Genomic DNA, 23057 nt, shown 5'->3' with positions numbered 1-23057 from the left:
CTTTCATAATCCATAGCGTAGCATATCTGTGTAGCAGCTAAAGCCTTGCACTAAAGTGCATAGTTTTGACTAGCGTACTGAAACAATAAATAACAACTTGTTTGGGAGAAATGTTATGAAGTTATTCAACCGTTGGGCACTCAGCGCCCTGTTACTCACCGCCATAGGTTTTTCAACCCTTGCTAATGCATCCTTAGTCCCACGCTTGGGTGGCTTGGCTTATTACGATACCGTAGCCAATTTAACCTGGTTGGCCGATGCGAATGCAGCTGTCAATTCTACCTATGACACTTACAGTCCAAGTACTGGTCAGATGAGCTGGGCTGACGCTAATGCCTGGGCAGCAAATCTTAGTGTTGCTGGCGTGACGGGTTGGCGACTGCCAAATACGATTGATGTAGGTAACGATGGTACTACTTATACCAATCCTTATGAAGGTGTCGATTATGGTTACAACATCACGACACATAGTGAGTTATCAAACATGTTTTACAATGTATTGGGTAATACGGCGATTGTTGATACTGGCGGTAATTCACAGCCGGGTGGCCTGATTAATACGGGACCATTTAGCAATCTTATCAATGGCTACTATTGGTCAGCCACGGTATATGCGCCTAATAATGGTAGCGCGTGGAACTTCATTATGCCCTTTGGTATGCAAACCATTAACACTATCTCAGCTCCCTACTATGGATGGGCTGTGCAGTCTGGCGATGTTGGTGCCGTACCTGTACCAGCAGCAGTATGGTTATTCGGTTCGGGTCTTATTGGATTAATCGGCATAGCCAAACGAAAAAAATAAATAATAGGGGACAGACCACGGTTTTTACAGAAAACCGTGGTCTGTCCCCTATTATTCGGTTTTTTTTGATGTGATATAACATTTTCCAGAAAACCGTGGTCTGTCCCCTATTATTTAGTTGTCATTTTTTAACCACACGCAACAAACCGACTTCTACCGTTTTCACCACCACACGCTCACCTTTCGCGATTGTATTCACATCACTGCCACTGTCGATTTCGACCTTCCAGTCGATACCTGAATAACGGTAACTGCCCTGTGCCGTTGTCGTTATATCTTCCATCAAAACAAATTCCAGATCGATAATGTCACTACTGGGTTTTCGCGGCGGTGCTTTTTTGTTCTGCATCGCCATCAACGGTTTCCACAAAACAGTACTGCAGATACCGGTGGCAATACCGAAACTGGCAGTACCAGCAATCCAAGTTTCAGGTATCACGCCGGCGCTCATCAGCAGGCCGGAGATTAACGCACCCAGACCGGCAAATAAAAAGATAATGGTGGTAAAACCAAACAACAGAACTTCGGCGGCCAACATGGCGAAACCCAGAGTGATCCAGAAACCGGACATATTTTCATTAATATACTCCAGCATTATTAATTTGCTCCGGTATTGTTATCTTTATTCCTGTTGATGGAATTGATGATGGTCATCGCTTCAGCGACGATATTTGAAGCGCTGGTTTTATCATCGCTGAGCAATACCACCGATGACTCTCTGGCAATTGCTGCTTTCGCCTGAATAGCACTCTCTGCCAAATCCAGCTGAATCGCTTTTTGCCCTTTCTCTTCCATAGCGATTGCGCCGACAACTTCCAGTGCTTTTGCACGCGCATCGGCGACTGCAATTATCGCCTGCGCTTCACCTTCGGCGCGTAATATCTGCTCTTCTCTATCAGCTTCCGCCGCTAGCACAATAGAACGCTTCTGACCTTCGGCGACATTAATTGCTGACTGGCGCTCACCTTCCGATTCGAGAATAGACGCACGTTTTTCACGCTCGGCTTTCATCTGTCTTTCCATGGCTTCCAGCACGGTTCGAGGCGGTTCGATATCTTTGATCTCATAGCGTAAAACCTGCACGCCCCATGGACCAGCCGCTTCATTAATCTGCTGCACGATATTAACGTTCAACGACTCACGCTCTTCAAAGGTTTTATCCAGTTCCATCTTGCCGATCTCGCTGCGCATGGTGGTCTGCGCCAGCTGCATCACCGCATACACATAATTATCGACACCGTAAGAAGCCTTGTAGGGATCCAGAACTTTTAAATATAAAACGCCATCAACCACCAGGGTTATATTGTCTTTGGTAATAGCCCCCTGACTAGGCACATCGACTGCCTGCTCTTTTAATGAGCGGTCATAAGCCACCTTGTCGATAAAGGGCATCAGAAAATTCAGACCGGCTATCATGGTTTTATTGAATTTACCGAAACGCTCGACCACAAAAGCGCGATTCTGCGGCACAAATCTAATCGAAGACTTCACCAGTACGATACTCAGTACGGAAAAACCTACCCAGAAGTTAAAGATCAGGTCGAAAATATCAGTCATGAAAACCCCCTTATTTAAGGCTAAAATTTAGCTTGATTGATAATGACCACTATCCATCAAAGTTTCAAGTTTAATAATAGGTAATAATAGGGGGCAGACCACGGTTTTTATTGATGTGATATAACATTTTCCAGAAAACCGTGGTCTGTCCCCTATTATTGCGATATAACATTTTCCAGAAAACCGTGGTCTGTCCCCTATTATTGAAAAGCCATATTGTTGGTAGAAGTCTTTTGCCTGTTCACTAATAGGATCAACAACCATTGCATAGATGGCAATTTCATTGCTTACACCAAGTGTGCGTTTAATGGCATCCATCAGCAGCATTTTTCCTACACCAGCACCTTGTGCCTTTTCAGAAACGGCCAGTCTGCCCATTAATGCAGCTGGCACAGGATGTTTGGGTAATTTACGAACTATATTTTTGGGAAGCTCATTGAGTTCAATTGATAATATACTCAAGGTGTAATAACCAACGATAGTACTGGGTGAATCGTGTGTGGTCGCTATAAAAACCCTGCTGATCCTGCGCTTTACATCTTGCTTCGATTGTTTCTTTAAATAGGTATCGAGCGGCTCGGAACCACAGGTAAATCCTTGTCGATCATGCGTTGTTTTAAGGGGCTCTATGACCCAAGGCAGGGGGGCGGTCATTTAGACAGTATACGCTGCTCATGTTCCTGAATGGTTTTCTCTGCTTGAGACAACGCACTATTTAGAACAAATTTACTGACGGTCTGACCTTCAAAGCTTGCAGCACGTTCAAGCACTAGTTTTGCATTGTGCTTAAGACGGAGGTTAATCCGTTCATCTTTGGGTTGCGCAGCTGAACTCATGATCAGTACCTCATTAGATTGTTACTCATTGATATATGAATATATGTACGTCAAAATGGTGCCTTTGTCAATGTGGCGTATGCCTATAAGGGGTGATTCATGTCTCGGATCCCAATGCCCACAATAACCCTTTCGCCTTACTGCGCGTCTCCTCCAGCTCACGCACAGCAATGGAATCTGCAACAATCCCCGCTCCTGCCCGCAGACTGAGTTGTTGCTGCTGTCGTGACAGGCTGCGTATCAGGATATTCAGATCCATATCCCCATTGCGGTTAACATACCCCATTGAGCCGGTATAAGCCCCCCTGCCTTCTTGCTCCAGCTCTGCAATAATCTCCATACAGCGCACCTTGGGACAACCGGTAATGGTGCCACCAGGAAACACCGCACGAAAACTATCCGCTGGACTGATGCCGGGGCGCAAATGGCCGCGCACATTTGACACAATATGATGCACATGGGCATAGCTCTCCAACACCATCATCTCATCCACTTCAATACTGCCAGGACGACAGACACGCCCTAGGTCATTGCGCTCCAGGTCAAGCAACATAATATGTTCTGCCTGTTCCTTGGGGTGGTTTAATAACTCCTCTGACAAGGCCTGGTCGATTGTTCCCTGTGCATTTCTGGGACGAGTACCCGCGATAGGACGGGTCTCGATCAAATCCCCTTTGACCCGAACCAGACGTTCGGGTGAGGAACTGATGACCGCGCCCCAATCTCCCGTTGCCAGCCCATTAAAGGGGCCAGGATTATTCTTACGTAAATAATCATATAGGGCAGTATTAGAAATTGCTTCATCAATAACAGCATTCCATTGCCTGGACAGATTAACCTGAAAGACATCCCCTGCCCGGATATATTCCAGGATGGTCTCAACAGCCGTACAATAAGAGTTGCCATTATCCTCATGGAGCTGAATAGACAGCGCAGGTATCTCTAGTGCCTGTTCGCCTGCCCGCAGCACATCCTGCTCCATCAGATGAATATTATCACTACCCTCTTTCTGTTCCGCCATCAACCAGCTCTGATGGCGTTGTCGATCATGCAGGATCGCACACGGAAAACGGGTAGCAAATGCTGTGGGCATAACCATTGACGGTGCAGGTAAGGATAGACCGGGTTCAATCTGGGCGGCTAATTCATAGCCCAGATAAACAAACCAGCCCCCGAGAAATGGAAGTTCAGAGTCTATAGAGGGTTGCGCATATTGACCTTGCCACCATTGATCAAACGCTGTTAGAAAATCATTGCCTTCGGTTGCTGATGACTCACCGGTTAAATCGCCTTGGGCATTCAGGGTTAAGGTTTCTTGTGGAAAGGCAAACAGAATATCGTACTGACCTTGAGGGCCGGCACTCACGCTTTCTAATAGATGGGGATAACGCTGAGGATCTTGATGATGCAGCTTGAGCAGGTCGACTGCAACATCAATGCGGCGAATAGTCACCGCGTATTGGTTGACAGAAGACGGGGTCGGCATGCGTTCAGGCTTAGCGTAGACGACTCAAAACAATCGAACCATTGGTGCCACCAAAGCCAAAGGAATTGGAGATGGCATGATCAATCTTCATCTCACGCGCACTGCCGGGTACAAAATCCAGATCACACTCAGGATCAGGGTTAGTCAGGTTAATCGTCGGTGGTGCTACCTGATCACGAATCGACAGAGCGGTAAACACGGCTTCGATGCCCCCTGCTGCCCCCAGCAGATGTCCGGTCATGGACTTAGTTGAACTAATGGCAGTGTGATAAGCCGCATCCCCTAAAGCACCTTTAAGTGCCTGCGTTTCAACGGCATCACCCGCCGGGGTTGAGGTACCGTGGGCATTAACATAATCCACCTGATCCGCATTGATCTCGGCATCACGCATCGCACTTTGCATACAACGTTTAGCACCATCACCACCGACCGATGGCAAGGTCATGTGATAGGCATCACCACTCATGCCGTAACCACTGACCTCGGCATAGATTTTCGCACCGCGTTTTTTCGCATGTTCATACTCTTCCAGCACCAACACACCCGCACCATCGCCAAGCACAAAACCATCGCGATCCTTGTCCCACGGACGACTGGCATGCAGCGGGTCATCATTGCGTGTCGATAATGCCCTTGCCGCAGCAAAACCGGCCAGACCGGCGCGTGTCGTGGCACGCTCGGCACCGCCAGCAATCATCACATCGGCATCACCGTAAGCGATCATACGTGCGGCATCACCAATACTATGGGTGCCCGTGGTGCAGGCTGTTACGATGGCGATATTAGGACCCTTCATACCATACATGATCGACAGGTTACCCGAGATCATATTGATGATGGTGCTGGGCACAAAGAAAGGCGAGACCTTGCGTGGCCCACCCTTCAGGTAGAGATCATAGTTTTTTTCAATCGCACCCAGGCCACCGATACCCGAACCAATGGCAACACCGATACGCTCGGCATTCTCTTCTGTCACTTCAAGTCCTGAATCCTTGATCGCCTGACAACCGGCAGCAATACCGTACTGGATAAAGGCATCCATCTTGCGGGCTTCTTTCTTTGACATATAGTCAGTGACTTCAAAATTCTTGATGGTGCCACCAAAGCGCACTGAAAAATCAGTCACATCAAATGCGGTGATATTCTCAATGCCACTGTTACCGGCAAGAATATTACGCCAGGATTCCTCAACCGATAAACCCACGGGAGAGATAATACCCAGACCTGTAATCACGACACGTCTATGAGAAGAAGCTGGTTTCATCACTGATTACCTTAAAAGATGAATGCAAAAAACAAATGCAAAAAAGGCCGCACGCGGAACATCCGTGTGCGACCTTGATCGGATTAAATTAACCCAGATTAGCGTTGATGTAATCAATAGCCAACTGAACGGTGGTAATCGTTTCGGCCTTGTCATCAGGGATCTCGGTTTCAAATTCTTCTTCAAGTGCCATTACTAATTCTACTGTGTCCAGAGAATCTGCGCCCAGATCGTCTACAAAAGAGGAGCTGTTGGTCACCGCATCGGCATCTACACCTAATTGCTCTACAACGATACTCTTAACGCGTTCTTCAATGTTGCTCATGATTTTTTCATCCTGTGTTTTAGAAGTAACCGATATTAACGGCTGCGGGCGATATTTTCGATAAAGGTGATGCAATATGCAAGTGATTTACATCATTTTTATCATGGGAAAAAACCCTTACTCTGGTTAAAGTTAATTAAAATTAATAAGTTACGCAATGTAGTTAATCTTGATTATTTTATAGATAAACTCTCATTACAGCGTAATACGAGGCCTTAAGCCATGTACATACCACCATTCACATGCAAGGTGATTCCGCTAATATAAGCCGCCTCATCCGAGGCCAGAAAGGCCACTGCATTGGCGATATCACTGGCAGCACCTAATTTACCCAAGGGAATCTGGGTTAATAACGCGGCCTTCTGATCTTCAGGTAAGGCACGCGTCATATCCGTATCAATAAACCCTGGTGCCACCGTGTTAACGGTAATACCACGTGAACCAATCTCACGCGCCAGCGATTTGGAGAAGCCAATAATACCTGCCTTGGCGGCTGAATAATTGGTCTGTCCAGGGTTACCGCTGACACCCACCACCGAGGCAATATTAATAATCTTACCCGATTTTGCCTTCATCATAGGTCGTAGACAGGCCTTGCTCAGACGATAAACTGAACTCAGATTAGTATTAATAATATCATCCCACTCATCATCCTTCATACGCATCAGTAGATTATCTCGCGTAATTCCGGCATTGTTTACCAGGATAGCCGGCATACCGCTATCATCTTTCATGCCCTTCAACAAGGCATCAATCGAGGCCTGATCGGTGACATTAAGCTGCTGCCCCTGCCCCTCAATGCTCGCCTCTTTCATATAGGCACTAATGGCTTGTGCGCCCTTGTCTGATGTTGCCGTACCGACGACATAGGCACCGCGCTTACCTAATTCCATAGCAATCGCTTGTCCAATACCCCGACTAGCCCCCGTCACCAATGCAACCTGTCCTGTTAATGTCATGCCTGTTCTCCCAGTTTTTCAAGTGCCTGATTCAGACTAGCGGAATCCAGTACCGGCATGGCCAGCATGGCCTTATCAATACGTTTATTCAGACCGGTTAATACCTTACCCGGCCCCGCCTCAATCAATTTATTAACACCATTGTTCGCCATGGATTGAATGGTATCGACCCAACGCACCGGCTTATATAATTGCTCAATCAACAAGGCACGTATTTCATCAGGACTCGTATGCTGAGCCGCATCCACATTCTGTATTATCGGCACCATGGGTTGAACCATATCCACCTTGTTAACCGCATCGGAAAAACGCTGTGCGGCTTCCTGCATCAAAGCGCAATGTGAAGGTACACTCACCGGTAATGGCAAGGCACGTTTGGCACCCGCCTCTTTCATTGCAATCATAGCGCGTTCAACCGCTGCCGTGTTACCCGCAATAACAACCTGACCCGGCGCATTAAAATTAACCGCCTCAACCACCTCATCCTGTGCCATATCAGCACAGACCTGACGCACCTTGTCATCATCCAGCCCCAGGATAGCCGCCATCGCACCCACCCCTTCTGGAACTGCTTGTTGCATACAATGGGCACGTTCTGCCACCAATGCCACCGCCTGTTCAAAGGGCAAGGCACCGGCACAAACCAATGCCGTGTATTCCCCCAGGCTATGCCCCGCCATTGCGATAGGCATCACCCCATTTAATGAACGCCATACATTCCACACCGCAACCCCGGCGACCAACATTGCTGGCTGAGTATATTCAGTCTGATTGAGTTTTGTCTTATCGCCATTTTGCACCAGATCCCACAGATCATAACCCAATACATCCGAGGCATCAGCAAAGGTTGCCTGCACCCGTGGAAAGGTCTGCGCCAGATCCGCCAGCATACCAATAGACTGAGAACCCTGACCTGGAAAAACAGCGATCAAATCGAAACGTCTATTTTCTGTTGTCATAATAATTCCACCATTGGTGCGTAGTACGCACCCTACCTATCTCAAACGGTAGGGTGCGTACTACGCACCAAAACCCTGGTGCGTGATACGCACCCTACCCCAACTTATGCGGTAACAATATAATAAATCCGAGAGTATCAATACCGAATCAACGCCGAACCCCAGGTGAACCCTCCACCAAAGGCCTCCAACAACAGCATTTCACCACGTTGAATACGCCCATCACGCACCGCAACATCCAATGCCAAAGGCACCGAGGCAGCCGAGGTATTACCATGCTGATCCACCGTCACCACCACATGATCCATCGACATCTTTAGCTTTTTTGCTGTCGCATTAATGATCCGGGTATTCGCCTGATGCGGTATCAACCAATCAATATCCGATTTTTCAAGATTATTCGCCGCCAGGGTTTCGTCAACAATACGTCCCAGGGTATTCACTGCCATCTTGAATACCTCATTGCCCTTCATACGAATAAAGGCCTCACCATTCTTTAATGAGTCATAGTCATCGGAGATACCCCCCGAGACTGTTAGCAGACTTTCATATTGACCATCGGCATGCAGATGCGTGGATAGGATACCCGGCTCTTCACTTGCCTCAAGGATAACCGCACCCGCACCATCGCCAAACAGGATACAGGTGCCTCTGTCGTTCCAGTCAACAATATTGGAAAGCGTCTCTGCACCCAGCACTAATGCACAACGTGCCGCACCGGTCTTAATGAATTTATCGGCAATCCCCAGCGCATAAACAAAGCCAGTACAAACCGCCTGTATATCAAAGGCAGCGCCACCACTAACACCCAGACGTTGCTGTAACAAACAGGCAGTACTGGGGAAAATTCGATCCGGGGTGGTTGTCGCGACAATAATCAGATCAATATCATCGGCATTTTTATTCGCCGCTTCCATCGCCCTGATGGCTGCTTGTTCGGCCAGATCACAAGTCGTTTCATGCTCCGCAGCGATATGACGTTTCTCAATGCCGGTGCGCTCACGAATCCATTGATCCGATGTCTCTACAATTTCTTCCAGATCGTGATTGGTTAAGATTTTTTCTGGCAGATATCCGCCGGTACCCGTGATACGTGAATACATAAGCTAGTCTTCCAAGCGTTCTGTGAGTAAGCGTTTCAACTCACTCTTGATGTGTTCCGGGACGGCTTTTTCAACCTCATGGATAGCAACATTGATCGCATTCTCAAAAGCAAATACATCGGCACCGCCATGGCTTTTGATGGCGATCCCTCTTAAACCCAGAAAACTGGCACCGTTATAACGGCGTGGATCAATCTTACGTTTAAAAGCTTTTAATACCGGAATTGAAGCCAGAGCTACCAGGCGTGTCAGGATATTACGCATAAAGCTCTGCTTCATATAAAAGCTGATCATACTCGCCAGACCTTCACTGGTCTTTAATAATATGTTGCCAACGAAGCCATCACAGACCACGACATCGACATCACCCCGATAGATATCATCCCCTTCAACAAAACCGATATAGTTGAGTGAACTCTGCTGCAACAATTTTGCCGCATCCTTAACTTGTTCATTACCCTTGATCTCTTCTTCACCGATATTGAGCAGACCCACACGCGGATTATCAATGCCATCAATATCACTTGCCAGCACCGAACCCATCACCGCAAACTGAAACAGTTGTTCCGCAGTGGAATCCACATTAGCACCCAGATCCAGCACCCAGGTATGCCCGGTGGTCGAGGGCAAGGCAGAGACAATGGCTGGGCGATCAATACCCGGTAAGGTTTTTAACACATAACGCGCAGTCGCCATCAAAGCGCCGGTATTTCCGGCACTGACACAGGCATCCGCAAGCTCATCCTTGACCAGGTTGAGCGCGATACGCATGGATGAATCTTTTTTGAAACGCAACGCCTTTGAAGGTGACTCATCCATCTCTACTTTCTCAGAGGCATGTTGTATGCTTAAACGCGAGGCAAAGGTATCCCCACACAAGGCATCGACACGCTGTTGCAAAGAGACCTGATCGCCGACCAGGATAATATGGATAGTTGGATTCTTTTTGAGAACCGCTAATGCAGCCGGTATAACCACATCAGGGCCATAATCGCCCCCCATTGCATCAAGGGAGATTGTAATGTGTTCAGTCATAAAAGACATCACTGAGAGGAGATGTCATCCCCGCGCAGGCGGGGATCCATTTGTTATTGCAGGCGTTCAATCGTTATCGGTATCAATGATCTTGCGGCCACGGTAGTAACCATCCGGACTGATATGATGACGCAGATGAGTTTCACCGGTAGTGGGCTCAATAGATAGTGTCTTTGCGGTTAAACTATCGTGTGAACGACGCATTCCACGTCTTGATGGGGTTTTACGACTCTTTTGTACTGCCATGACGAACTCCTGATACTCTAAATAATCACTTTTGTTTCAATTGCGCCAGCGCTGCAAACGGATTCACTCTTTCCTCTGTCTCCAGTTCTGGCTCTAAATTAGTTTCTATCCCTTTTTCAATCTGCACGCAATCTTCACCAGCTGCATGCAACGGGACATCGGGTAAGGCGAGAATAATCTCATCTTCAACCAAGGTCTTCAAATCCACTTCTTCCTTGCCACTCACGTATGGATCATATCGTTCCGGTAATAACTTGATCTCCGCCTCAGTGGTAACAAAGGCAACACACAAGCTCACATCAATGTGAGTCGCCATCGCCGACAAACAACGCTGACAAATCGGCTGCACCTCACCACGCACATAACCGTGAGCAAAACGCACCCCTTCCGTGTCGACGCCAAATTCCAGCTCAAGTTCAACCCCGCCTTCCCTGTTTGCCAATAGAGCCCCCAGGCGATCCATACCCTTAAGCCCAAGTGTCCCATTAATCAAGCGCTTGGAGCCTGTATACGAAACCGGATCAAAGCGTATTGGAAGACGATCTAACATAGCCGGCCATTTTATAGCGATGAGGCTACGCTGTCAAAAGAAAAGCGTTATAAATAAACGAGGTGGCGTAATAGCGTGCGCACTGCACACCAAAACCATGATAATCAACGCAACCATCGCCTCACTTCAGACAAATATGTACAAAACTAACTGCAAAGACATTAATAACCCAATCAATAACAAACAATCTCACGCAACAATGAGGTCGCATAACACCCTGCGGGTAGAAAGAATGTCATCTGTAATACATCCCCTTCAATATCCCAGGACAAATTCTCAACCCGCAGACGCAGAGAACGACGATCCTGTTGTAGCCCGGCCTTTTCCAGGCCCGTTCTAAAGGTCTCAAGACTATTCAGTAAACGCTGCTCCATCTGCAGGCATTCACGCTTACTTTCTGGTTGCCCCTTACCCCATAACGGCCCTGTTGGATTGATCTCCATTTTGTCAATGCGGGCGCGTGTTGCATCATCCATACGTCCGATAATAAAGCGACTCTTGCTCGCAGGTGATTGCAACCACTCACCATCCATTGCCTGATTCCAGTGGCCATGATAGACCCGGTAGCTTAATACCTTGTTGAACAGGTAAGAACGTGCAGCGGACAGATAGATGCCGCGTAGATTTTTAGCCGGTCTAAAGGATGAGTCAGTAAATAATTGTTGTGCACAAAGCAGGTTATTACCGTCATGACCAAAGCGCTGTTCGCCAAAATAATTAGGGATACCCTGTTGCTGAATCGTCTCCAACACTGTTTCCAGTGCCGGGATATCACCCTCAAGTTTACGCACACAGATAGTAAAATCATTCCCCTTCAGATTACCCCGGCGCAGCCCGGAACGATCACGCACAGACTCCAGGATTTGCACATCATCCGATAACAATGCCTGTAAATCCGGTTCAGCCTGTCCGTGCAAATGAATGGAAAACCACTGTTCTGTTACCGCATTGCGATCCTTCTTGCCGGCATACTGCACATCATTATTCTTGATGCCTGCGATCTTGATTAATTGCTGTGCAATCCAGTCCGTATTCTGATTACGTTTGCGAATTTTTAACCAGAGAAAATCACCCTCACCCTCCGGTTCATACCGTGGTATTTCAGTAACATGAAAGTCCTCCGGTTGTTGTCGAATCACCCCTTGTATAAAAGGGCCACCATGGGCCGTTGGCCATTGCATCGGAAAGGCTGACATCAGACGTTTTCTTCCAGTAACACAACCGCGAGAGCAGCAATACCCTCTTTCCTGCCGGTAAAGCCCATCTGTTCAGTCGTAGTCGCCTTAATATTGGTCTGTGCGCTATCGATATTCAGATCGTTGGCAATATGCTGCGACATCGTTTCAAGATAAGGTGCCATCTTCGGTGCCTGGGCAATAATGGTTAGGTCCAGATTATGCACCCGATAACCTTCTTGCTGAATGGTGTCATTAACATTACGCAATAACTCGCGACTATCCACATTGGAAAAGGCAGGATCCGTATCCGGGAAGTGCTGACCAATATCCCCCGCCCCTGCCGCCCCTAACAGGGCATCACACAGCGCATGTAGTAATACGTCACCATCCGAGTGAGCACGCAAACCCCGTTTATACGGTATCATCACCCCGCCGATAATCAAATCGCCCGCATCATCTGCAAAGGCATGAGCATCAAAACCTTGTCCTATTCTCATGTTGATTAATCCTGATCCTTTTCCTGAAAGGCTTTCATATCCTTTCTTAAATCCCCTGAAAACACGTCGACATGCCCGGTAATTGCATCCTGATAGCCATTTAAAATAGCCTGTCGCAATTCGGCTGATTCCAGTCTTTCTTTTTTTTCATGAAGTTGCATATTCAATATCCACCAAATTTCAATAACTCTGCCCCTTGAAATCAAATTGACAGATCCTTATGTAAGGACTATATTTCTTACATATATCTTACTTTTTGGAATAATCAAGCAATGAAAACCACCAGACTCTCCAGCAAAGGCCAGGTCATTATACCTAAACCCCTACGTAGCGCACATCATTGGGATACAGGACAGGAACTACTTGTGATTGATACCGGTGATGGGATTTTACTCAAACCCAAGGCACCCTTTGTGGAAACACATATTAATGAGGTCGCATCCTGTTTACAATTCAAGGGTAAGGCTCGGACTCTAAAGGATATGGAGGCCGCGATTGCCAAAGGGATTCAGGAACAACATCAATGATTGCTGTTGACACTAATATCATTATTCGATTCCTGACCCATGACGACGAGCGGCAATACAAAAAGGCATTTGCTATCTTTAATACCCAGGAGGTGTTCATACCAGATACCGTTATCCTGGAAACCGAATGGGTTTTAAGATATGCCTACCAATTTTCACCGGATAATATCTGCAATGCACTAATAAATTTATCGGGATTAAAAAATGTTCATCTATCCAACCCTGTCTTTATTGCTCAGGCACTTGAGTGGCACCAACAGGGTCTGGATTTTTCTGATGCCCTGCATTTAAGTCAGTGTCAGCAACATACAAAACTCTACACCTTTGATAAGGACTTTTCTTCCAGGGCACAAGGTTTAACAAACTGTCAGGTTGATTTGCCTTGAGTTGGTATTGGTGCGTAGTACGCACCCTACATGCGTTATATCCGTCCCTGTTGTTGCAGATAATAGCTTGCCAGTTCGAGATCTTCATTGCGGGTGATCTTTAGGTTATCACCATGCCCACTAATGAGTCTGGGCTGATAACCACAATACTCCATCGCTGAGGCATCATCGGTAATCACCACCTCAGCATCTATTGCCTGTTGCAAGGCCGCCTTTAACAAACCATAGGGGAACATCTGTGGGGTCAGTGCATGCCATAAGTGGGAACGATCAATGGTCTTGTCGATAGGCTGATGCCCGGCGCTGGATTGGCTGCTGGACTGTTTAATCGTGTCACGTACCGGGAGTGCGAGGATGCCACCGACGGGATCATTAATTAACTGATCAATCAACAAGGAAAGATCCTCACTGCGCAGACAAGGGCGGGCGGCATCGTGTACCAGTACCCAATCATTATTATCGGCATAAGGTGTTAGTGCATGCAAGGCATTAAGGACTGAATCACAGCGCTCGTTACCTCCCTCAGTGGTATAGACCGGGATATTAAGCTCCGAGGCTTGCCAGTATTCATCCTGTGCCGAGATCGCCACCATGATACCTGCTATGCGTGGGTCAGCACTAATGGCATCCAGACTATGCTGGAGTACCGTTTTGTTACCCAGGGTAAGATATTGTTTTGGTGTGCCTGCGCCCATGCGTCTGCCTGCTCCGGCGGCAGGTATGATGGCCCATAGTTTTGTTGATGAATTATTTAATGACATCGTACCAGTATCGTTGAAAAGTTCACTCAAGAGACAGGATGTGCTCTTCTTTAACAGAGACCGTCAGCCGCATGGACGCGGCTGTCGAGCTTACATGGATGTATTCACAGCGTGTCTCTGTTAAAGAAGAGTGCCTCCTGTCTCGTCCTTAGCAGTCTCTGGCTTTTGGCAATATGGTGCGTAGTACGCACCCTACGGCTCCTGCACCGGTCGAATAATCTGATAAAACTCTTCGCCTTGCTTGATCATCCCCAGTTCGGAACGCGCCCTTTCCTCAATCGCTTCCTGTCCTTGCTTTAGATCCTGCACCTCGGCAGTTAATGCCTGATTACGTTCACGTAGACGCTTGTTCTCGGCCTGTTGCGCCTCAACCGAACGCTTGAGGCGCCAGACCTCTTCCATGCTACCTTCACCCGTCCATAGAGAATACTGCAAGAGACCTAATAGCACGATAAGAATTGTAATCAGCCACCGCACTATAATAAAAACCTAGCTGATCTGTGCAAAGGCACCGCGACCGGCATAGCTTGCTGCACTACCCAGTGCCTCTTCTATACGAATCAGGCGGTTATATTTAGCCACCCGATCCGAGCGAGAGAGTGACCCGGTCTTGATTTGGTTAGCAGCCGTTGCCACTGCAATATCCGCAATCGTAACATCCTCGGTCTCACCCGAGCGATGAGAAACCACGGCGGTGTATCCTGCCTTAACTGCCATATCAATCGCTGCCAGGGTCTCGGTCATAGTGCCGATCTGATTCGGTTTAATCAGGATAGAATTAGCAATCTTTTTGTCGATGCCTTCCTGCAAGATGGTCGTGTTGGTGACAAATAGATCATCACCCACCAGTTGTATCTTGTCGGCCAGTTTGTCGGTCAGAATCTTCCAGCCATCCCAGTCACCCTCATCCATCGCATCTTCAATGGTCAGGATAGGATATTTGTTTACCCAATCTGCCAGATAATCAACAAAGCCTGCGGCATCGAATGAACGACCTTCAGAGGCGAGTACATATTGACCATCCTTATAGAATTCTGAACTCGCGGCATCCAGTCCGAGGAAGATATCCTTACCGGCACTAAAGCCCGCCAGATTAATTGCCTCAAGAATCACCTCAATTGCCGCTTCATTGGATGACAGATTAGGGGCAAAGCCACCCTCATCACCCACGGAGGTATTCATACCCCCCTTCTTTAATACCGATTTCAGTGCATGAAACACCTCGGCACCATAGCGAACCGCCTCACGGAAGTTATCTGCGCCCACTGGCAGGATCATAAATTCCTGTAGATCAACACTGTTATCAGCATGGGCACCACCATTGATGATATTCATCATCGGCACCGGCAACTCATAGGCATCCTTGTTACCCAGGTACTGATAAAGATCCTGTTGATTATCTTTGGCTGCTACCTGTGCTGTGGCGAGTGAAACCGCCAACAAGGCATTGGCACCGAGGTTGGATTTATTATCCGTACCATCCAGATCAATCATCGCCTGATCGATAGCCGCTTGATCATTGGCATCCATCCCTAGCAACTTAGCCTGGATTGGGCCATTGGCATTGGCAACCGCCGTTAATACCCCTTTACCACCGTAACGAGAACCATCTTCATCACGCAATTCAACTGCCTCACGTACACCGGTGGATGCACCGGAGGGAACAGCTGCGGTAGCGCAGACCCCGGAGCTTAATTCTACATCGGCTTCAACCGTTGGATTACCACGAGAATCAATGATCTCTCGTGCGCGAATTGCCTTAATCTGACTCATTATTACTCCGTATTACAATTAATTACAAAACATTGTTAATGTAAATACCACAATATTTACAGGGTTGTTTCAATAAAGCCTGCGGCCTTAACCGTGCGATCAATCTCGATCAAGGTCTGTAACAAGACTTCCATCTGTCCTAGTGGCCAGGCATTCGGGCCATCACTCAGTGCCACCTCAGGGTTTGGATGCGTTTCCATAAACAGACCGGCGACCCCTGCGGCAACAGCAGCGCGAGCCAATACCGGCACATGTTCACGTTGACCACCGGATTTTGTGCCCTGCCCACCGGGCAATTGTACCGAATGGGTGCCATCAAATACTACCGGGCAGTGGGTCTCACGCATGACTGCCAGCGAACGCATATCCGAGACCAGGTTATTATAGCCAAAAGATACCCCACGCTCACATACCATGATCTGTTTATTACCCGTTGCCAGTGCCTTGTTAACGACGTGTTTCATATCCCAGGGTGCGAGAAACTGTCCCTTCTTGATATTGACCGGTTTGCCCTGACGCGCAACCGCCTGGATAAAATTAGTCTGACGACAGAGAAAGGCCGGGGTTTGTAGAATATCAACCACCGAGGCGATCTCATCCAGTGGGCTATCCTCATGCACATCGGTAATCACAGGTACACCGATCTCCGTCCGTACCTTTTCCAGGATACGCAGACCCTCTTCGACACCCGGGCCACGATAACTATCCACCGAGGAACGATTGGCTTTATCAAAAGAGGATTTATAGATAAAATGAATACCCAGTTTGTCGGTGATGGTCTTGAGCTCCGCAGCCGTCTCCATTGCCAGTGCTTCGCTTTCGATCACACAGGGGCCAGCCAACAGGAATAAAGGCTGATCCAGCCCCACCTCTTTACCGCATAGATTCATTCAATAATCCTCCTATTAGGCTGTACTCAGGCATTTTTGTTATGTTGTTTGGCGGCATTAATGAAGCCGGTAAACAAGGGGTGCCCACGGCGTGGGGTCGAGGTGAACTCGGGGTGAAATTGACAGGCAAGAAACCAGGGGTGCGCCTTGATCTCCACCATCTCGACCAGATTATCATCCATCGAGGTTCCCGATAGCGTTAACCCGGCTTGACTCAAGGTGTCTCGATAACTGTTATTAAACTCATAACGATGGCGATGACGTTCCTCAATAACCTCTTCCCCATAGGTGTTTCTAGCCAAGCTACCTTCTTGCAACTGGCACTTCTGACCACCAAGACGCATGGTGCCACCGAGATCAGAATCCTTATCACGTTTGATCAACGTACCCGCCTCATCTTGCCACTCGGTAATAAGTGCAATCACAGGATCGGGGGTGTCGGCCTTGAATTCAGAACTATGCGCACCTTTAAGACCAAGCACATTACGCGCATATTCAATCACAGCAACCTGCATGCCTAAGCATATACCCAGATAAGGCACCTTGTTTTCACGTGCATAGCGTACCGCTTCAATCTTACCTTCAACGCCCCGTTCACCAAAACCACCAGGAACCAGGATGGCATCCATCCCATCCAGCATAGCGGTACCTTGCTGTTCAATTTCTTCGGAATCAATATAGGTGATATCGACCTGGGTTAGGGTATGAATGCCAGCATGAATCAGTGCCTCAGAGAGCGATTTGTAAGACTCAGTAAGATCCACATACTTACCCACTATCGCTATCTTGATTTCGGATTCAGGGTTTTCCTTGTTATGGATCACATGCTCCCATTCAGAGAGATTGGCATCAGGCACATCCAGACCAAACTTATCCACTACGATCTGATCCAGTTCCTGTGCATGTAATAACAACGGGATCTTGTAGATGCTATCAACATCCACCGCTGAAATTACCGAACGTTCTTCGACATTGGTAAATAAGGCAATCTTACGGCGTTCATCATCCGGTAAGGGGCGATCACCGCGACATAACAGGATGTCCGGCTGAATACCGATGGATCGTAACTCCTTGACCGAGTGCTGGGTGGGTTTAGTCTTAATCTCACCCGATGCAGCGATATAAGGCACCAGGGTTAGATGCATGAACAAGGCCTTATCATGGCCGCATTCCACACCCATCTGGCGGATCGCCTCAAGAAATGGCAGGGATTCAATATCACCAACGGTACCGCCGATCTCGATCATCGCGATATCGGCATCGCCCGCACCCTTGATAACGCTACGTTTGATCTCATCGGTGATATGCGGAATCACCTGCACCGTTGCCCCCAGGTATTCGCCCCGGCGTTCCTTGCGGATCACATTTTCGTAGATCTGGCCGGTAGTAAAATTATTGGCCTGGCTCATGGTGGTGTTTACAAAGCGTTCATAATGCCCCAGATCCAGGTCAGTCTCGGCACCGTCATTGGTGACAAACACCTCACCATGCTGGAATGGACTCATTGTGCCCGGATCGACATTGATGTAAGGATCGAGCTTTAATAGGGTAACTTTAAGACCACGAGATTCGAGCAAGGCGGCCAACGATGCCGCAGCAATACCCTTGCCTAAAGAAGAAACTACACCGCCTGTAACAAAGATGAATCGAGTCATTGAAATTGGATTCCAGAGAATGGTAAAAGCACCACAAGACGGGGGTAAAGATTAACAGATCAGAGGACGTAATGGAATGGGAGAAGCTAATAAACCGGGGACAGACCACGATTTAAAACCGGGGACAGACCACGATTAATTGATACAATTAATCAGATTTAGGTAATTAATCGTGGTCTGTCCCCGGTTTACCTATTTTATTCAATGCAGGTGCACAAATTCTTTTGAAAGGCCATTAAGCGAACTAGAGAGCTCATCCAACGTCTGACTGATTCGCCCCTGTCCTTCAAGGGTATCCACCGTCAGTTCGCTGATTTCATCCACGGATTCAACACTGCCGCCGATATTGTTCACCAGAGAGGTCTGTTCGCTGGTTACCTGGCTAATACGGGAACTCATTGCGTGGATTTCCTTGACTGAAGTCAAAATGGACTCCAGAGCAGTACTGGTCTCACCCGCCTGTCCCACCGCCAGATCGGCACGTTCACAACCCACATTCATAATATCGACGGCCTTGCGTGCCTCTGTTTGCAGGGTGGAAATCATGCCTTCAATTTCCTGAGTAGAATCATGGGTGCGAGTCGCCAGCAAACGAACCTCATCAGCAACCACAGCAAAGCCTCGACCCTGCTCACCGGCGCGTGCCGCCTCAATTGCTGCGTTGAGTGCCAGCAGGTTGGTTTGATTAGCAATCGACTTGATCGCATCCAGAATGCCACCAATGCGCTGTGATTCCTCATCAAGAGTGTTAATAATTGCCGCCGATTGGGTGATCTGTGAAGCTAGTGCCTGAATAGAATCAATCGTTCCACTCACGATCCGACGTCCTTGTTCTGCATTTTCGGTAGCACCATCAACTGCACCCACAACCAGGTTGGCATGTTCATCAACCTGGGTGGCACTATTACGCAAATCATCTATTGAACGGGTAAGTGAATTAATCTCATTGCGTTGATGCACAACACCATTGTTAGTCAACATAACAGAATCGGCCAAATCCTTTGCGGTTCCAGCCAAGTGTCCTGACGAATCCAGCATACGTCCGGCAATGGCTCGATTCTGGTTCTTTAGCATCTCCAACGCCAGGGCAATCTCTGCCCCCTCGTCCTGAACACCGACAAAGACCTCTTGAGCCACCGGGTTTTGCACAATCGCACGCGCCTGAGTAAGCGTTGAACGTAAGCTGGATAAGGAAAAATAAACCCCGGCATAACCCAAACCAAATGAAACAGCCGTCAGTACAGCAATCATCATCAAGGAGAAACTGCTGACAAGTAACGCAGCGACCAGCCATGGAAGAAGGGCCGCCAGCAAGGTTACCATTATTTTTTGTTGTATTCCCGGTTGCGGAAAACGCAGATGCCAAGGTAATTTTCCCGCATTCAGATCCTGATAGAGTTTTTCTGCACGTTTGACAACCGCTTCATCCGGGCGACCACGCACCGACTGATATTCATGGACCTTTCCATTTTTCTTGATCGGCATGACATAGGCACTAACCCAGTAAAAATCACCATTCTTACAACGATTTTTAACAATACCCATCCAAGGTTTTTCTGCCTTGAGTGTTTTCCAGAGATCCTCAAAGGCAGCCGGAGGCATATCCGGGTGGCGGACTACATTGTGACTTTTGTTGAGCAACTCATCTTCTTCAAAGCCACTAATATTATGAAATTTTTCATTGACGTAGGTAATCTGCCCTTTAAGGTCAGTGGTTGATATAATAACGTCTGATTCATTCAGCTTTATCTCGTTATTAGTCACGGGAAGATTACTCTTCATTAAACACTCCTGATTAATTTAATATCCACAAAATTCACCTTAATCTTCGGCAAATCGCTCAAAACCTTTATTATCTTGAGAGGTTAACCGATTAAGCTTGTAAATTAAAGGGGTTAAGGAGTCAGGACTTGATCCTATGGTGCGTAATACGCACCCTACCCTGATTTCCCAAACCCTTCGCATACACCTAGACCAACAATCAGTGCCAGTTGATTATTCACATAGAGCAAGGGAATACGGCTACGTTGCCAGGGCGGGACATTCCCTTCCTGGAATAGATGTTTAAGCGACTTGCTGCACCCTGCCCCGGCCACACGGCAACGTTCCCCACCCTGACGATAACGAATTTCCAGAACGGTGCCTTTCAATTTATCCAGATCCAGCCCCTGTTGTGATAATTCAGCTAATTGCAAGAGGGTACCATTAGCCAGTTCAACACGGCTATGACCATCCCAACAGATGACCTGCGTCACATCATGTGGTGACAAAACCTGCATAATATAGAGATCATCCTGATAACGCCTGACTTCGACACCGCGCCACTGTAACAGGGGCTGACTATCAATACTTGCCTGAACGACAGAATATTGCAGCTGATCTAGTATCGCAGCACTCGGAACAGGCATGCCCTGTTGTTTAATCCAGTGACGTAATAGATTTCGTTGTTGCGCAGGCGATAAGGCACATAATTCGCCAATGGATAAAATCAAGGGGTCAGAGCTCTTGATTCTCAGGCGGGAACCTATATTCATATTTTCAAGAGCTCTGACCCCTTGATTCTCTAGCAGTTCGTTGGCCTCGGCCATGTGACGTGCGGAACGCGATAATAAATGAGGCATTGCTGGCCAACGCGCTCTTAGCTGGGGCATTACTGTATGGCGTAAATAATTTCGATCAAATCGGGTATCGCTATTACTGGGGTCTTCAATCCACTGGAGCTGATGAACGGTGGCATAGTCCAGCAATTCATCGCGCGTGTTTGTCAATAGCGGACGTAGATGCCAGCCTTTGGAAAAACGGCTTTGTGCCGGCATTGCTGCCAGACCTGGTACACCACTACCCCGTAATAGCTGTAGCATCAGGGTCTCGGCCTGATCATCGGCATGTTGTGCAGTGAGCAGGATATCGCCTTCTGCCATATAGCCTGATAAGGCCTGATAACGTGCGCTACGCGCCGCCGCTTCGATACCTTCTTCGGCGACAGTATCAAGACTCACGGTAGTCGATTGATAGGGGATGTCTAACTGTTCGCAGATGCGGGCACAATGCCTATCCCACTGTGTGGCATCGACATGCAGGTCATGGTTGATGTGAATAGCCTTTAGTTCGCTTGCTAATTGTCCCCTGATACAAGACAAAGCATGCAGTAAGACATGAGAATCCATGCCACCACTATAGGCAATCCAGATGTGTGGGGCCTGTTCATGCCCGGACAGATTACCCAGCAGTGTTTGTGCATCAAAGGGCATACCAGAAAGAACTAGCGGTCGTTGTAGTGACCGTAGCCCATGAGTCGTTGGTAGCGCGAAGATAACAACTGATCAACCGGGGTACGTGCCAGCTTATTGAGTTGCAATAACAAGGCCTGTTTCAATGTGTTTGCCATTGATTCAACATCACGGTGAGCTCCGCCTAAGGGTTCTTGAATGATTTCATCGATGAGGCCTAATTCCTTGAGCCGACCCGAGGTAATACCCAGTGCCTCAGCAGCTTCCTCGGCTTTTTCTGCACTACGCCAAAGGATGGTGGCACAACCCTCGGGAGAAATCACCGAATAGGTGCTGTGTTCCAGCATCAACATACGATCCCCAACGCCAATCGCCAGCGCACCACCCGAGCCGCCTTCACCAATAACCGTGCAGATAACCGGCACCTTGAGTTCAGCCATAACAAACAGGTTACGCGCAATCGCCTCACTCTGATTGCGTTCTTCGGCACCGACACCCGGATAAGCTCCCGGGGTGTCAATAAAGGTGAGTATCGGCAGATTAAAACGCTCCGCCATCTTCATTAAACGCAGGGCTTTACGGTAACCCTCTGGACGTGGCATACCAAAGTTACGCAGTATCTTTTGTTTGGTATCGCGCCCCTTTTGCTGACCAATCACCATCACCGGGCGGCCATCAATGCGTGCAAGACCGCCTACAATAGCGTGATCATCCGAATAGGCTCGGTCACCGTGTAGTTCTTCAAAATCAGTGAATATACGTTGGATATAGTCCAGGGTATACGGGCGTTGTGGATGCCGTGACAACTGTGAGACCTGCCAAGCCGTAAGTGACGAAAAAATAGAGCGCGTCAGGCTTTTACTTTTATCTTGCAGGTGAGCAATCTCTTCACTGATATTGATCTCAGCATCATCACCGACATAACGCAGCTCCTCTATTTTAGCTTCGAGTTCAGCGATAGGTTGTTCAAAATCAAGGAAATTCAGGTTCATTTTTTCGATCCAAATATATCAATAATAAGCATTCTACAGGGTT

The 23057-nt window shown here is 47.9% G+C and carries 27 protein-coding genes; 3 read left to right on the top strand and 24 right to left on the bottom strand.

All coding sequences use genetic code 11. The features are described 5' to 3' along the window. Positions 1-115: 115 nt before the first annotated feature. The gene (locus GXP22_02290) at positions 116-805 is read left to right on the top strand and encodes a DUF1566 domain-containing protein (protein ID NOX08316.1); all 690 of its coding nucleotides are present in this window, start codon (positions 116-118) and stop codon (positions 803-805) included. A gap of 121 nt (positions 806-926) precedes the next feature. Here the strand turns inward: GXP22_02290 and GXP22_02285 are convergent, their stop codons facing one another. The 16 genes from GXP22_02285 to GXP22_02210 all read right to left on the bottom strand — a co-directional run bounded on the left by GXP22_02285 (position 927) and on the right by GXP22_02210 (position 12961). Further along, positions 927-1400: a hypothetical protein gene (locus GXP22_02285; protein ID NOX08315.1), complete on the bottom strand. Its 474-nt coding sequence runs from the start codon at positions 1398-1400 to the stop codon at positions 927-929. A gap of 2 nt (positions 1401-1402) precedes the next feature. Further along, positions 1403-2362 (bottom strand): paraslipin, encoded by a 960-nt coding sequence (locus tag GXP22_02280; GenBank protein ID NOX08314.1) that lies wholly within the window; start codon positions 2360-2362, stop codon positions 1403-1405. Positions 2363-2389: 27 nt separating this feature from the next. Continuing rightward, on the bottom strand, positions 2390-3016 hold the full coding sequence (locus GXP22_02275; protein ID NOX08313.1) for a GNAT family N-acetyltransferase: 627 nt from the start codon (positions 3014-3016) through the stop codon (positions 2390-2392). Continuing rightward, entirely contained in the window at positions 3013-3198 is a 186-nt protein-coding gene (locus GXP22_02270) for a DUF1778 domain-containing protein (GenBank protein NOX08312.1), read from the bottom strand. Before GXP22_02270 ends, GXP22_02275 begins: the two co-directional genes overlap by 4 nt. Positions 3199-3295: 97 nt before the next feature. After that, a complete protein-coding gene (locus GXP22_02265; protein NOX08311.1) occupies positions 3296-4684 on the bottom strand; it encodes an aminodeoxychorismate synthase component I in 1389 nt (462 codons plus the stop codon). A gap of 10 nt (positions 4685-4694) precedes the next feature. Continuing rightward, positions 4695-5948 carry a beta-ketoacyl-ACP synthase II gene (gene fabF, locus GXP22_02260; GenBank protein ID NOX08310.1) on the bottom strand — a complete coding sequence of 418 codons (1254 nt, stop codon included), beginning with the start codon at positions 5946-5948 and terminating at the stop codon, positions 4695-4697. 88 nt (positions 5949-6036) lie between these two features. Next, complete coding sequence (acpP, locus tag GXP22_02255) at positions 6037-6273, bottom strand: acyl carrier protein (GenBank protein NOX08309.1); 237 nt, start codon at positions 6271-6273, stop codon at positions 6037-6039. Between the two features lie 215 nt (positions 6274-6488). Further along, complete coding sequence (fabG, locus tag GXP22_02250) at positions 6489-7232, bottom strand: 3-oxoacyl-ACP reductase FabG (GenBank protein NOX08308.1); 744 nt, start codon at positions 7230-7232, stop codon at positions 6489-6491. Further along, positions 7229-8191 (bottom strand): ACP S-malonyltransferase, encoded by a 963-nt coding sequence (gene fabD / locus GXP22_02245; protein ID NOX08307.1) that lies wholly within the window; start codon positions 8189-8191, stop codon positions 7229-7231. The genes fabG and fabD overlap by 4 nt, the downstream gene beginning before the upstream one ends. A 137-nt stretch (positions 8192-8328) precedes the next feature. Further along, complete coding sequence (locus GXP22_02240) at positions 8329-9294, bottom strand: ketoacyl-ACP synthase III (protein ID NOX08306.1); 966 nt, start codon at positions 9292-9294, stop codon at positions 8329-8331. A 3-nt stretch (positions 9295-9297) separates the two neighbouring features. Beyond that, entirely contained in the window at positions 9298-10329 is a 1032-nt protein-coding gene (plsX, locus tag GXP22_02235; protein NOX08305.1) for a phosphate acyltransferase PlsX, read from the bottom strand. 66 nt (positions 10330-10395) lie between these two features. Continuing rightward, the gene (rpmF, locus tag GXP22_02230; GenBank protein NOX08304.1) at positions 10396-10575 is read right to left on the bottom strand and encodes a 50S ribosomal protein L32; all 180 of its coding nucleotides are present in this window, start codon (positions 10573-10575) and stop codon (positions 10396-10398) included. A gap of 25 nt (positions 10576-10600) precedes the next feature. Next, on the bottom strand, positions 10601-11125 hold the full coding sequence (locus GXP22_02225; protein NOX08303.1) for a hypothetical protein: 525 nt from the start codon (positions 11123-11125) through the stop codon (positions 10601-10603). Between the two features lie 173 nt (positions 11126-11298). Next, positions 11299-12321, bottom strand: coding sequence for a tRNA pseudouridine(13) synthase TruD (gene truD / locus GXP22_02220; GenBank protein ID NOX08302.1), 1023 nt, complete (start codon positions 12319-12321; stop codon positions 11299-11301). Next, positions 12321-12800 carry a 2-C-methyl-D-erythritol 2,4-cyclodiphosphate synthase gene (ispF, locus tag GXP22_02215; protein NOX08301.1) on the bottom strand — a complete coding sequence of 160 codons (480 nt, stop codon included), beginning with the start codon at positions 12798-12800 and terminating at the stop codon, positions 12321-12323. Before ispF ends, truD begins: the two co-directional genes overlap by 1 nt. 5 nt (positions 12801-12805) lie before the next feature. Further along, positions 12806-12961, bottom strand: a complete 156-nt coding sequence (locus tag GXP22_02210) for a hypothetical protein (GenBank protein NOX08300.1) — start codon at positions 12959-12961, stop codon at positions 12806-12808. Between the two features lie 111 nt (positions 12962-13072). On the opposite strand from GXP22_02210, the gene GXP22_02205 reads away from it, so the two are divergent. Beyond that, positions 13073-13327, top strand: a complete 255-nt coding sequence (locus GXP22_02205) for an AbrB/MazE/SpoVT family DNA-binding domain-containing protein (protein ID NOX08299.1) — start codon at positions 13073-13075, stop codon at positions 13325-13327. Continuing rightward, a complete protein-coding gene (locus tag GXP22_02200) occupies positions 13324-13713 on the top strand; it encodes a type II toxin-antitoxin system VapC family toxin (GenBank protein NOX08298.1) in 390 nt (129 codons plus the stop codon). The genes GXP22_02205 and GXP22_02200 overlap by 4 nt, the downstream gene beginning before the upstream one ends. Before the next feature lie 35 nt (positions 13714-13748). Here GXP22_02200 and ispD read toward each other — a convergent pair whose 3' ends face one another. The 8 genes from ispD to accA form a co-directional block, all read right to left on the bottom strand. Then, positions 13749-14474: a 2-C-methyl-D-erythritol 4-phosphate cytidylyltransferase gene (gene ispD / locus GXP22_02195; protein ID NOX08297.1), complete on the bottom strand. Its 726-nt coding sequence runs from the start codon at positions 14472-14474 to the stop codon at positions 13749-13751. Between the two features lie 192 nt (positions 14475-14666). Continuing rightward, on the bottom strand, positions 14667-14951 hold the full coding sequence (gene ftsB / locus GXP22_02190; protein ID NOX08296.1) for a cell division protein FtsB: 285 nt from the start codon (positions 14949-14951) through the stop codon (positions 14667-14669). Positions 14952-14963: 12 nt separating this feature from the next. Further along, entirely contained in the window at positions 14964-16247 is a 1284-nt protein-coding gene (gene eno, locus GXP22_02185) for a phosphopyruvate hydratase (protein NOX08295.1), read from the bottom strand. A gap of 56 nt (positions 16248-16303) precedes the next feature. After that, positions 16304-17137: a 3-deoxy-8-phosphooctulonate synthase gene (gene kdsA / locus GXP22_02180; GenBank protein ID NOX08294.1), complete on the bottom strand. Its 834-nt coding sequence runs from the start codon at positions 17135-17137 to the stop codon at positions 16304-16306. Positions 17138-17163: 26 nt separating this feature from the next. Continuing rightward, a complete protein-coding gene (locus tag GXP22_02175; GenBank protein ID NOX08293.1) occupies positions 17164-18792 on the bottom strand; it encodes a CTP synthase in 1629 nt (542 codons plus the stop codon). 201 nt (positions 18793-18993) lie between these two features. Next, on the bottom strand, positions 18994-20574 hold the full coding sequence (locus GXP22_02170; GenBank protein ID NOX08292.1) for a methyl-accepting chemotaxis protein: 1581 nt from the start codon (positions 20572-20574) through the stop codon (positions 18994-18996). Positions 20575-20729: 155 nt separating this feature from the next. Then, a complete protein-coding gene (gene tilS / locus GXP22_02165) occupies positions 20730-22043 on the bottom strand; it encodes a tRNA lysidine(34) synthetase TilS (GenBank protein NOX08291.1) in 1314 nt (437 codons plus the stop codon). Between the two features lie 11 nt (positions 22044-22054). Beyond that, positions 22055-23014 carry an acetyl-CoA carboxylase carboxyl transferase subunit alpha gene (gene accA, locus GXP22_02160; protein ID NOX08290.1) on the bottom strand — a complete coding sequence of 320 codons (960 nt, stop codon included), beginning with the start codon at positions 23012-23014 and terminating at the stop codon, positions 22055-22057. Positions 23015-23057 lie beyond the last annotated feature (43 nt).

The organism is Gammaproteobacteria bacterium (assembly GCA_013151035.1).
GTDB lineage: Bacteria > Pseudomonadota > Gammaproteobacteria > JAADJB01 > JAADJB01 > JAADJB01.
This window is presented reverse-complemented; position numbering and strand designations above follow the sequence as displayed.